The sequence below is a fragment of the Bernardetia sp. genome, from assembly GCF_020630935.1.
Lineage (GTDB): Bacteria > Bacteroidota > Bacteroidia > Cytophagales > Bernardetiaceae > Bernardetia.
The window spans coordinates 143,214-155,915 of the sequence record NZ_JAHDIG010000002.1; the positions used below are offsets into that span (position 1 = coordinate 143,214).

General features: G+C 32.8%; 8 protein-coding genes. 1 reads left to right on the forward strand and 7 read right to left on the reverse strand.

Annotated elements, in window-relative coordinates; all coding sequences use genetic code 11:
* Positions 1–188: 188 nt before the first annotated feature.
* The 7 genes from QZ659_RS01300 to QZ659_RS01330 form a co-directional block, all read right to left on the reverse strand.
* Positions 189–2,009: a T9SS type A sorting domain-containing protein gene (locus QZ659_RS01300; protein WP_291720702.1), complete on the reverse strand. Its 1,821-nt coding sequence runs from the start codon at positions 2,007–2,009 to the stop codon at positions 189–191.
* A gap of 396 nt (positions 2,010–2,405) precedes the next feature.
* Positions 2,406–3,608 carry a hypothetical protein gene (locus QZ659_RS01305; protein ID WP_291720706.1) on the reverse strand — a complete coding sequence of 401 codons (1,203 nt, stop codon included), beginning with the start codon at positions 3,606–3,608 and terminating at the stop codon, positions 2,406–2,408.
* Between the two features lie 297 nt (positions 3,609–3,905).
* Positions 3,906–4,703, reverse strand: coding sequence for a LytR/AlgR family response regulator transcription factor (locus QZ659_RS01310; protein WP_291720709.1), 798 nt, complete (start codon positions 4,701–4,703; stop codon positions 3,906–3,908).
* A 12-nt stretch (positions 4,704–4,715) separates the two neighbouring features.
* The gene (locus tag QZ659_RS01315) at positions 4,716–6,650 is read right to left on the reverse strand and encodes a histidine kinase (RefSeq protein ID WP_291720712.1); all 1,935 of its coding nucleotides are present in this window, start codon (positions 6,648–6,650) and stop codon (positions 4,716–4,718) included.
* Positions 6,651–6,825: 175 nt separating this feature from the next.
* Complete coding sequence (locus QZ659_RS01320; protein WP_291720715.1) at positions 6,826–8,040, reverse strand: hypothetical protein; 1,215 nt, start codon at positions 8,038–8,040, stop codon at positions 6,826–6,828.
* Between the two features lie 190 nt (positions 8,041–8,230).
* Positions 8,231–8,560: a hypothetical protein gene (locus QZ659_RS01325; RefSeq protein WP_291720717.1), complete on the reverse strand. Its 330-nt coding sequence runs from the start codon at positions 8,558–8,560 to the stop codon at positions 8,231–8,233.
* A 133-nt stretch (positions 8,561–8,693) separates the two neighbouring features.
* On the reverse strand, positions 8,694–10,013 hold the full coding sequence (locus QZ659_RS01330; protein ID WP_291720720.1) for a hypothetical protein: 1,320 nt from the start codon (positions 10,011–10,013) through the stop codon (positions 8,694–8,696).
* A gap of 545 nt (positions 10,014–10,558) precedes the next feature.
* Here QZ659_RS01330 and QZ659_RS01335 point away from each other — a divergent pair.
* Positions 10,559–12,577, forward strand: a complete 2,019-nt coding sequence (locus QZ659_RS01335; protein ID WP_291720722.1) for a histidine kinase — start codon at positions 10,559–10,561, stop codon at positions 12,575–12,577.
* Positions 12,578–12,702 lie beyond the last annotated feature (125 nt).

Consider the following 12,702-nt stretch of genomic DNA (forward strand, 5'->3'; position numbering starts at 1 on the left):
TAGAAATTATATCAATAGAGGTTTTGCAAAAGCAGAAGCTAACCAAATAAAATTTGGTTAAAGATATATTTCTTCCATAGAGTTGGATTTGCAAACCCAAGTTTTTTTTATTCTATAGCTAAGACTATAAAATTACAAACCCTTTTCAGTTTTTGAAAAAGGTTTGTAGTGTTTGGTAATATTAGTTTTTAGTGCTTTACAAATCGTTTAGTAGATGTACCTTCCTTTGTTGTGATATTTAAGAGGTAAACACCATTAGCCAAGCCGTTGAGGTTTATTTTATTTCTATTTGTAACAGTACGCAAAACTTGTCCTTGAATATTCAGAATACGAATAGAAAGAATCTGCTCTTTGCTAGAAATATTTACTACCTCTTGCGCTGGATTAGGATAAACAAGGATTTCATTGCTTTTTAATTCTTCTCCATTTGTTACAGCTATTTTACGTGGTGGTTGAACGTCGTTGTCTGCTTCACTACAAGTATCATTGTATGGACAAAACTCATACGCACCCATATCTGTCTGTCCTTCAATGGTTCGTGGTTTTCCTAGAAAATCTGTTCCTCCTCGTGTTACACCTGTGTTTCTACAAACAGAATTTGGCTGAAGAGCTAAATTGAGAGTAGCTAAATTATCATTCATAAAAAGTGGATTTTGTCCGTAAAATATTGTTCCTGCTGTTCTAACTCTATCAAAAGTAGGATTTGCTCTAAGGTTTTCGATAGCATTTGTATTGATTGTAGTTTCTAAAAGGCTATTTGTGATTTCCACATGTGTTCCTTTATCTAACGTCATCCATTTACCTTCTGCATTTGCATTTTGCCACGAGATACAATTTTTTAACTGTAAAGATGGAGCAAATTCATTGTCTGGATATTGTTGGTCTTTGTTGTAGAAAGTAAAAGCTGCGTGAGTGGTATTTGTATTGTTTCTGTAAAATGTGTCATTATAAAATTTGAATACAGCATTTAGTTGTGGTACACCTCCAAAATTTGCAACTTGACGAAGTTGGGGAATATTGGCATACAGCACTCTGTCGTTATCATAGAATATGTTGTTATATGAATAAACCCAAATATTTCTAGCTTCATTTCCATTAATAAAAATACTTCCTCCTAATTCACGTGTAGAGTTTGATTTTAAGTTTTTAAACTCACAGCGATAAATATAAGTAACAATACCTGTAGAGTTTTGTGCAGAACCCTCTGGCAACGAACTTATGAGAGAAATTCCTCGTTTTGAGTCCTTAAAAACGCACTCTTCGAAAGTAGTTGATATTATATGATAGCCTGCAAATTGTTGTGGAAGACTGGTAGCAAATCCAGCAAAAGAATAATTTTGAAAAGTACATTGATAAAACCTTGGTCTAATATAAGCATTGTAACATTCAGTAACCTGTACCCCAAAACTTCCTCTTCTATTAAGACGGTCTTTGCCATCAAAAATACAGTTGGAGAATCTAAATTTTACGTCATTTCCTTTTTCTGTTATAGAAATCTTAACCCCTGTGTTTCCTTGAAACCTGACTCCATCGATAATGTTGGCATAAGAATATAACAACATTCCATTCTCATCACTAACCGACACTGAGCAAGAACCTTCTAAATTGGAAGAAGCAACCATAATAGGGTGGTCAGTAGGCAAAGGAGAAAGCATAAATCTATGTTGAAGAATAGTCGGATAAAGCGTAGTATTTCTAAGGTTCTCTACTTGTTGAGTTGAAAGGTTACGCAGATTAAGACTAGGATAACCTCCATATAACTTTATGTCTCGTAGAGTGAAGCTGTTATTTGAAGTTTTAGGCACATAATTTCCTTCTGCTACTTTGATAGAATCACAGTATTGTGAAGCGTCTATGGCGTCTTGTAATTTTGTATAAGCATTTTGCCAAGATGTACCATTATTTGCGCCAGTTGCAGCTACATCTACATAAATAATGCTTGCTTGTAGAGAAATAGGCAGAACAAAAATTAAAAGCAAAAATATGAGAGAGAGTTGTATATGTTTCATTAGATGATTGTGTTTTTTTATTAAAAAAGATGAATAAAAAACCACTACAAAGTTTGTAGTGGCTTTAAAGTTTCGCTACTACTACGTATGCGATATACTTTTTATTAGAGTACTGAATATCAATAGATATTTGCTGTTCTGTGAGTCACGGCACAGGGAAAAGTACCGTTCGTTGGCGTTTTAGTGTAGAGCGATACCAACAACTTTTTATCTCATGTCCAGTACTCTAACTTTTTATGTTTTGATTATTGGCTATACCATTTTGTAAATTTCTTGAGCCACTTATTCATATTAGTTTTTTATAAACAAGATTGATTGAACCTTCTGTAATTTGGGTTTTATTATATCTTGACAGTCATGAATATGTGTTTTTTAGTTGGCTTTAATAGGATAGCTTTATTTCTTATATTTCATCGCTTCCTTACAGTCCACATTAACATGTCCACCTGCAAAGCCGTCCACATAGGTTGGACCAAAGGATGTTCCATTATAATCTTGCTTGATATTTACATTGATATATTTGCAAGGTGAGCCTCCTGCCCATCCTTTGGTAACTACCACCAAGTTTTGGAATCTATATTTAGGAGTAGTTTTTGAAGTTTTATCTACGTAATTTACCAGCCAAGTAGTTGTGGTAAAGTAAGCGTATTGAATTTTGTCAGTCCAATTATCTCCATCTTCTTTGCCTTTGGCAATGATTTGTGGCATAAGCTCTTTTACCCAGTTCTGATCCACTGTGCCTTGCTTTGGTAATTTTACTTGTGCAGCAATACCTTCATTGATAAGTTTGCAAGAGTTCTTAAACTCTTCTCTTGCTAGGTTTACAATATAGGCACTATCAATTTGAGCAAAAACACTGGTGTCTTTGGCAAAAATATTATTATTCAATCCTTTTTGTCTCCTCTCATAAAATCTGTCAACAAAATATTCCTTAAAACCATCTTCTTTTAAGCTGCAATCATTATTCATCATCACTTTTTGCACTGCACGGATATGGATACTGTGCAATATATTAGGATTGTTAACTGTAGTATTTAGTGAACTAGGAGCTCTTCTACCACCACCAGCTTGTGTGATAATATTTCCTTTTTTCATGACTTCAAGCATGAACTTTTCTCCATATCCATAAGTCATATCCATTACTTCATTTCTAAAACCTGCATCCACAAACTTTCCTAGACCTGCATCTTCTTCAAAATAAAAAACTTGTGAAGTCTTGGTTTCTGGGTCGTACTTTATGGTAAATTCTGAGATAAAAAATACATTTTTCCCCCATGATGTCTCATATTCGCATCTTATAGGGAAGTAGCTGTAATACTTGCCAGAAAAACCTGTTGGGTCAGAATGTTCTTGTGAATAGATTTTTAATCCTTTAGGAAGCTTTCCATACATATTAGAGTATTGGAAATCTTCTTTACAGAAAGGACCAACAATGTCATTCTTTCCTTTGGATTTTGACTTCCCACCACCTAGAGATTCAGCCTTTTTTTCTAACTTTTTTAGTAATCCCTTGCCAATTTGTGCGTTTGCATCTAAGCTGAATAAACCAAAAAATAATACTGCTAGTAGTTTTGTAACGATTGTTTTTGTAATGTTCATTTTTTCTTAATTTGTAATAAAATATTGAGTCATCTGAATTGCTTTTTTGCTGTGTTTCAGATGATTAACTTGTTACAAACTTATGCTTTGCCTACAAGAATAAATTAGGAATCGAATAAACGTAGGAGCTTTTCGAATAAACGTTTATGATTTCTGTAAGAGCGAGTTAAGAGAGATTTTTGTACTACTAGATATTTTTTGAATAAATAGGTCAGCCTCGTAAGACAAACCATTTAAACAGTTTGCATTACGAGGCTGATTTACATAGCAGTATGTTTTTTGAGTAGTATGGAAGTTTTACTTAATACTTTTCAATCTCTCCAAGAGTTCGTCTTTTCTACGAACAGCAACAGGCAATGTACTGCCATCCTTTAAATGAATTGTTCCACCGTCTTTTTTATCCAAAAATTCGAAAAAATTGAGGTTCATAAGATGAGAACGATGGACTCTATAAAAAATACTTTTGGGAAGCATTTGCTCAAATACTTTGATAGACTGGGTAATCGTAATGGTGCGATTTTCTGTTAGATAAAAAAAAGTATAGTTTCCATTCGATTCGCAGCGCATAATTTCCTCCACAGAAACTAAATAGATTTTTTCTGCATCAGACAAGACTATTTTTTGAGCTTTTATATTTTCTTCATTCTGCTCTACATTTTCTAAATTTTGCCTTAGTGTATTTATTTTTTGTTGTGTGAAGTCTTGTAGAAGTTGTTTGTTTTTGATTTGTTGTACGGCTTTCAACAAGGCTTGTTCTAGGGCTTCTGGGTCAATGGGTTTCAGAAGATAATCTAATGCACTATATTTTATGGCACGAAGGGCATAATGGTCGTGTGCTGTGGCAAAGATTACATTTCCTTCAAAAATTCCTTTCTCATTTTTCTCACTGAGTTTTTGTAAAATATCAAAGCCTTTTCCGTCGGGCAACTCTACATCTAAAATGAGTAAATCGGGTTTTTGTACTTCTAAAGAAATTAAGCCTTCTTCCACACTTGCAGCCACACCAATAATCCTGTACTCCTTTGAAAGTGTAGGAATAATTTGTAATAAAAACTTCCGAATGCTAGGATTGTCATCGACGATAAAAATGTCCATTGAATTATAAATTTATATTTTTATAGAAAAAACTACCTCTGTCCCCAACGCATTTTGGTTTTCGTCTTTGTGGTCTATGATTTCATACTCAAAAGCATCTTTCATAAGTTTTTGACGGTCTTTTGTAATTTCTAAGGCTCTTGAAATATGCTGTTTTTTTCGCTCTTGATTGCGCCCTACACCATTGTCTTTGATAGAAACTTGAAGCAGGTTTTGGCTGATTTCTGTAAATTTTATTTCTATATTTTTCTCTGATTTCGTTGATTTTCGAAGTCCGTGTTCGATAGCATTTTCTACAAAGGGTTGAAGGAGCATTGTAGGAATAAAAATATCTTCAATTTCCAGCTCATCACTTTCATCTTGTGCTTCTTCTATAATTTTATAGTCAAATTCTAGGCTAAGCTGTTCTAGGGAAAGATATGTATTGAGAAATTTTATTTCTTCTTCTAAAGATACTTTTTCTTGATTTGAACCTTCCAAAACTTGTCGCATCAAATAAGAAAAGCCTGTAATATATTTACTTACTCTTTCTGTCTCTTTTTCATAAACAAGCATTTGAATGGCTGACAAAACATTAAAAAAGAAGTGTGGATTGATTTGCGCTCTTCGCCAACGCAATTTGGCTTGTTCTTTTTCAAAAGTATCGATGATATTTTTCTGTCTAAAGAATATCCATACAGCGACCAAAATTACAAAACCCAAAATAACCGAACCTGCTATAATATAATAAGAGTTTTTGAGTTCTAAATCTTTGATTTTAGCCTCTTGATTGAGTTTTTCGATAGTAGCTTCTTTGAGTTCTGTTTCATATTTGATAGCAAGTTCTTTTGTTTCTTTTTCTCTACGTTTTTGTGTGACAGAGTCTTGATATATGTTAGCTAACTCTATATTTTTAAAGGCACAGTTTATATCCATCTTTTTTCTACACGTAAAGGTAAGTTCTGAGTAAACATTTACAAGCATATCTGTTTGATTTAGCTTTTTAGCCTGTTGAGCTACTCTTTCAAGTGATATTTTTGCAGAATCATATTGTTCTAATCTGTTGTATGCTTTTCCCAAAATATAGGAAGCCATCATTGAGGTAAATATTCTGTCATTTTTTTCTGATACTTCAAAAGCCTTTATAGCATACACTTTTGCATTTTCATAGTTTTCTAATTTTGTGTAGATACTAGCTATTAAATGATATGCCTTAGCTTGTCTGTTTTTATCAGAAGGAGGAATAAGTTGCTCTATTTTTTTTGCATATACTAAGGCTGAATCATAAAGTCCTGCTCTTCTTAAAGTAATGGTGTAGTTTCCATAAATTCCTGTCAATAATTCTTTATTTTCAAAGCTTGAGCTTTCTAGTATTTCAATAGCTTTATTTGCATATTTAAGAGAATTTTCATCTTTTATAACCCCTAAACTATTTGATAAAGTAATGTAACCTATAACCAATAATTTTTGCTTCTCTTGATTAGTTTCAAAAACTCCATTTTCAATCAATTTAATACTATAAAAATTATATTCTATTGACTTTTTCATTTGATTCGTCTTTTGGTAAAGCTCAGCTATCAAATCTACAATTCTGATTTTATGAATCAGTGGGACAGTATAGTTATCTAACTCTTTTTCAATATGCAATCCTCTTTTTATCATTGAGGGGGTAATACTACTGTCTTGAGATGCTAGAAATAAAGTCATATATTCATTATAAATTGCTAAAATAGCACTAGAAGGGTGTTCAGATTGTAATCTTTTGCTTCTTGTGTATATTTTTTTTTGTTTCTCTATGTTTCTATTGTTCAAAAAAAGAGAAGTCAAGATAACAGCTTTTTTATCAAGAGATTGAGAGGTAGAAAAAAGTTGTTCTAAAGAATCTAACTTAGCTTTATTTTGAGCAGAAGCATTAAGGGTAAAAATGAGTGAAACAAACAAAAGGGGGAAATAAGTAATGTATTTCATAGTTTTTCCAACGGTCAGTAGCTCTAATTCTTTTACCAAAAATAGAGTTTTTTAAGGAGTTTTAAAACTAAAAAAAAGCCATTACAAAGATTGTAATGGCTTTAAAGATTCGCTACTACTACGTGTGCGAGTTATTTTGAATATTTAAGTTGTGTTTTTAATTAGGGTGAATTGATTATTCGTCATACCACTCTCTGAAGTTTTTGAAATATTTCTCCATTTTTTTAGCTTTATAAACAAAGTTGATAGTTCCTTCTGCAATTTGTGCTTCGTTGTTACCATCACGGTTAGAGTACATTTTTACAGTCATTTTGTAGGTCTGACCTTCTTTGAACTGGTCTTTGTTTTGGTAAAGTGTGTACATAAAAGCATAATCCATGATGTTTTCACGAGAAGAAAACATTTGATGACCATTGTTGAAGCAGAAAATATTTGGTTTTTTCTTAGCAGAAATCATTTTGTTCCACTTAGCAGAAGAATTACGAAGAGCTACACGGTCGCCAGTTTTGCCATTCATTTCATAAACGATATTCAACTGACAATCTTCGCCACAGCTTGTACCAATTTTTTCTTTGAAATATGCTCCTAAGAAAATATCATCACCCATATCTCTAGTCTTGATGAAGTTTTTAGGGTCTTCTGTTGGCTTGTCGCCATAACGATAATTGAAACGAGTATAGCTATCTACAAAAACTACTTTTCCAACGTTTTCTTTGTAGGCTTTATATTCCATTAGGCGAGCTCTGAGTTTTTCATCTTCTTTTGCTTTGCCTTTGCTCATCATTTGGTCAAATTTTGCTTGACCTGTTTCTATATCATATACTTCTAGTTTTGAAGCGTCCTTTGCAAAAACATCTGTTACTTTTTCTACACCGTCTAACTGATATCTATGTGTACTGCTGTTATTAAGAGCTATCAATACACCTTCTTCAACTTCTATAAGCCAAACAGAGTGAAAGCTGCCAAAACGATAAACATTAGTTCCTAATTTCTTAGTTTCTTTATCGTGAAGGTTAAATTCATGATACTGTCCTTCTTTGTTATAATAAACTTTCATTTCGTTGACGAACTTATCTCCATCACGACCTGTAAACTGAATTTTGAGGTTTTTTTGGCGACGTTTAGCACCCATCGCATTCTCAAACTCTACTCCGTCTAATGCTGTATAAGCTCCTGAAATCCCTGTTTCGTCAGAGAAATCTTCGTCATATGCACCCCCTGCTTCTTTGGCTTTTTTTGAAGAGCCTCCTTCAGATGCATTTGCCGCAGCAGCTTCTAATTTTGCTTTTAATTTTTTTCCAAACTGTGCATTCGCATCGTTAGTAAGACCTACTGCACACAGGATTCCTGTTGCAAGTGCAGCACTTTTGAATAAATTAGTTAGTTTCATAATAATTTTTTGTTAGTAGCACGATATGATTTAAAATGATTATTCTGCTGTTTGAGCAGAATAATTTTTTGAATTTTACTAAATAGGGTTGAGTTGTAGTTTAGTAGAGCATCAAATAGAGGTGTTCATACGTAGTTAATTTATTAGCTATCTGATACTCTACAAGTAGGTTTTTTAGTTATTTTACCGATTATAAATAATCAGAAAGTTTGACTGTTTTTCCACACATGCTACTCTTGATTTCAAAGATGAAGTCATCTTTTGAGCCTTTAGAAGCTGTATAGACTTTTTTTCCTGTGTTACAGCTCACGCTGGTAGAACTTCCATTATTTAGAGTAACATATCCTGAACCTGTGTAGATACTGATTTTGCTTCCAGTGTCGTTTAAGATTTTAAAAGAACCTTGTGGTGCAACAGTAGCCTCAATTGTGATAGTGTTGTTTGTTGCTTCTGCATTCTGATTGCTATAAAAGCTCATCATAAATGCCATCGTTACGAGAGATAAAAAGAATGTTTTCATTTTAAATTTGGGTTAATTAAATTGATAAATAAATAATAGATAAATTTGAGATTGATATTTTTCTTGATTAGACTTTTGACAATTAGTATTTCAAGTAATTATTAATTGTCAATTATCCATTTTCAATTTTTTATTACCAGCTAAAGTTCACTGAAGAAGTGCGAACATTGATAGCTCCTTTTGAGCCTTGACTGCCGTCGTAAGAGCGATAATCTTCATGTTTGCCACCATTTCCACCTTGATTGTTGATGGTATAAGTGAATGTTCCGACACTTGGGTCTTTGATAATGGTTACATCACCACCATCACCACCATTGCCTCCTCGTGTGCTATCTCTTCCAAAACTTCCACTTCCACCTTGTAAGTTGAGAATTAGAGCAGCTGTTGGTTTCATTTTTAGTCTTCTTAAAACTACTCCAGAGTTAGCATCTTTAATTTCTATTTGGTTTACTTTTTCTCCATTTGCAGTGGTAGCAGATTTTACAGATACAATCAAGTCTTTTCCATTCTGTCCTCTATAGCCTGGAGAAACTGTTAGATGAACTACTCCACCACGCTCTCCAAAGTAATTGACGTGTAAGCCTGTGTTGTAGTGTACTGGTAGTTTTGCAGTTGTTTTGATGTTAGATTGATATTTTGATTGAACAGTCATTACCACATTATCATTTGGAATAACATTGGCATTTTGGGAAATAGTAATGGTTTCTTCTCCAAATTCGGCTCCTTTGACTGTAATTTTGAAATCGTCCCAAGGCATTTTTCCACCTAAATTTTTGGTTTTCAAAACTTTTCCATCTGCTAGGGTGGCTTCTATGCCATAATTGAATTTTACTAAATGTCCTGTTTCGCTTTTGTCGCTAATCCATTTTACAGCAATGTTTTGCACTTTTTTACCTTTAAGAGAGTTGGCTAAGGCTTCAGCAGCATCTTTTTGGGCTTGTTCGGCTGCAATTTCTGCACGGTCTTCAGATTGTGCTGCGACAGTTTTTCTAATATACTCTTCAATCTTGCTGATGTGTGCTGCGTGGTCTTTATCTACACTTTCTTTTTCTGTCAAGATATATTTGATGGTTGCTTTTCCTCCAGACCATTTGATGTAGTAAAAATTATCATCAATAAATACTACCCTGTGTTTTAAATCTTTGAAGTAGGCTGGATATTCATTCAAGTCTGGTTCGTAAGGTTCTTCAATGATTCCTGCTCTATTCAAGACTACTTTAGAAATCGAATTACCATTTTTTTCTATACTGATGGGCCATTGTTTAGAAGCTTTCTCAAACTTAAATTTCTTGTATTTTGGTTCAGTAAGTTTGAAAACATTGAGTGAAGTAGCTGTGAAATTCTTAAGAAGTTCGTTTTGGCTTTGCTGTGCAGATACAGAATGAAATAGTAGAGCAGAATAAGCACATAGAGATAAAAGTATAAACTGAAAAGTTTTTGTTATGATTCGCATTGTACTAATCGTTTGAAGTATTAATTTGTAGTAGTTTAGTTTCTTATTATGCTTCAAATTTATAGCTTGCCTATGGATGTACAATGTTGAGTTTCATAAACGGTACGTTTTATTACATGAATGGTAAAATTTAGTAATTAAGCTATTTTAATAATTTATGAATTGTGTATTTTACGCAGCTATACATTGTTATTTTTGAATTGAGGTTGCTTTTTAGAAAAAAAAATGCGTTTTTGGAAGTCTAAACTTTACTTCATGTGAGATTTAGGCATATTTCTATATTTAAGCACCTAATTATAAAAAACATGAAAACAGCTAAAAGTAAAATAGCAAAGTTAAAATCATCGAAAAATACGAATCTACTAACACCTCAGCAGCAACAAAAGCTAAAAAGGAGGAACAGTAGAAGGGTTGGAGTCAGAAATATCTGTGATGGAATATTGATACTTATATAATTCTATAAAAAACAGCTAATGATATTCTTATTGTTAGCTGTTTTTTTATCTTATTCTACAATAACGCCACTACTAATCATTTAATAAATTATGAGAACAATTTTTATCTGTTTATTTATTTTTAGTTCTTTGAATATTGCACAAGGGCAGTCTAATAAAATTTTAGATTCTTTAGAGAATGTTTATAATAATCTTTCTACAAACAATGAAAAAGTAGATATGCTGATGAGGTTATATCACGCTTCTAGCAGCAAAAAGCATAAAAATAAAATAACTACACGGTTAAGAGAAATTTATTTGGAGAATGAGGATACTAAAGTAAGGGTTTTATTAGATTATTTTGACCTAGACAAACGAGTAGAGAAAAGGGTAGGAATAACTCCGACTTTAATAGATACTATATTGCAAATAGAAAAAAGATACGTTACCAAAACAACTGATGCTAATATGACTCATATTTGGGGACTAATATCAAAAGCCTATAAATATGCTAATCAATTAGATTTATCTCTAACTTATCAGCTTAAAATTATAAAGGCTCTTGAAGCTCCAAAGTTGTTATCGAATGACTTGCGTTACAAACAGTCATGTTTGGCTGTAAGTTATATTGAATTAGCTGAATTATATAGTCTAGCAAAAGATAGTTCAGCAATGATATATTCTGAAAAAGGTGTCAAGATGATGGAAAAAATGAATTTTCCGTTATCTAGTCTTGCCCCTGCCTATGCTAACTATGCTATTACACTCAGACGTTTTGGAAAATACGAATCTGCATTGTCTTATGCTAAAAAAGCTAAAGAAATAATTTACTCAAATAAGAATTATGAACATAGTTCTCGTAAGATACAGATTGTACATTTGCTAACATCAATATATAGCAAGATGGGTAAAGTAGAATTAGCTATAAAGGAAATAGACAACGCTGTTTATTTTACGGACAGAGATACAGTTTCTGCACACTTAAATATGTTATTGTATATGAAAGGCAAACTGCTTCAAAGTACAAAACAATATAAAAGTGCTTCAGAAGTTTTCAGACAAACCATAAAATATGCAGAAGTACACCATACTCTTGATATGTTATACAATTCACATGGCAAATTATCAGAAGTTCTATATGAATTGAAAGATTATAAAGGGGCATTTCAAGCTCTTAATAAGACTTCTGTATATATGGATTCTATAAATAAGAAAAGACGCATGAAAGAGGTGAAAGAACTTCAAACTAAATACGAAACCGAAAAAAAAGAGCAACAAATCAAAGAATTAGAACAACAAAATAAAATAGAAAAGCTAGAGGTAGAAGCCTTAGAAAAACAACGTTTAGTATTAGGACTTTCCTTTCTTGCACCACTAGGGTTTATTTTTGCTGGTGGGTGGTATGTCAATCGTCGTCGTTTGCGTATGCAGCTAGAAGCCGAACAAAAAGAGCGAGCTAAAGAGCTTAGTGAACTCAAAGCACTACGTTCGCAGATGAACCCCCATTTTATCTTCAATGCTCTTAATTCCATTCAAGATTTTATTATGCTTTCCGAAAAAGAAAATGCACAACACTACCTTGGAAAGTTTGCTATCTTGATGCGTGGATTTTTAGACTCTTCCTCTAAAGAAACAATTAGCCTAGAAAAAGAACTTCCTTTACTCAAATCTTATATCGAATTAGAAGGTTTACGTTTGGGAGAGGATTTTGAATATGAAATTAATTTTGATGAAAAAACTGATGAAGATGAGTTAGATGAAATTGAAATTCCTCCACTTTTGATTCAGCCTTACTTAGAAAATGCCTTCAAACATGGCCTATTACACAAAACAGGAGAGAAAAAACTGATTTTGGCATTTAATAAGATACAAAAAGATGAAAATAATTTTCTACAACTAAAAATCACGGATAATGGCGTAGGAAGACAAAAGTCTGCTGAAATTAATGCACGCAAACGAAAAACTCATCAATCTTTTGCAACGCAGGCAACAAGTGAGCGTTTAGAACTTCTCAAAAATCAGTCGATAACAAACAGAAATATCGAAGTGGAAATAGATGATTTGGAAGATAGTCAGGGAAACCCAAAAGGAACAGAAGTCTTGATTTTGATTCCGATAAATAATGATTAATTATTAACGAGTTTTAAATTTTAAAAATAGTCATAAACTGGTTACTGAAAACTGATTACTGGTAACTGCAAAAAACTGATAACTGAAATTATGAAAGCTATTGTTATAGATGATGAGTGCAAGGA

Bases quoted from the DNA above. Each gene is read 5' to 3' on its own strand.
- QZ659_RS01310 (WP_291720709.1), bottom strand. From the start codon at position 4,703: ATGGACATTTTTATCGTCGATGACAATCCTAGCATTCGGAAGTTTTTA.
- QZ659_RS01300 (WP_291720702.1), bottom strand. From the start codon at position 2,009: ATGAAACATATACAACTCTCTCTCATATTTTTGCTTTTAATTTTTGTT.
- QZ659_RS01330 (WP_291720720.1), bottom strand. From the start codon at position 10,013: ATGCGAATCATAACAAAAACTTTTCAGTTTATACTTTTATCTCTATGT.
- QZ659_RS01335 (WP_291720722.1), top strand. From the start codon at position 10,559: ATGAGAACAATTTTTATCTGTTTATTTATTTTTAGTTCTTTGAATATT.
- QZ659_RS01320 (WP_291720715.1), bottom strand. From the start codon at position 8,040: ATGAAACTAACTAATTTATTCAAAAGTGCTGCACTTGCAACAGGAATC.
- QZ659_RS01305 (WP_291720706.1), bottom strand. From the start codon at position 3,608: ATGAACATTACAAAAACAATCGTTACAAAACTACTAGCAGTATTATTT.
- QZ659_RS01315 (WP_291720712.1), bottom strand. From the start codon at position 6,650: ATGAAATACATTACTTATTTCCCCCTTTTGTTTGTTTCACTCATTTTT.
- QZ659_RS01325 (WP_291720717.1), bottom strand. From the start codon at position 8,560: ATGAAAACATTCTTTTTATCTCTCGTAACGATGGCATTTATGATGAGC.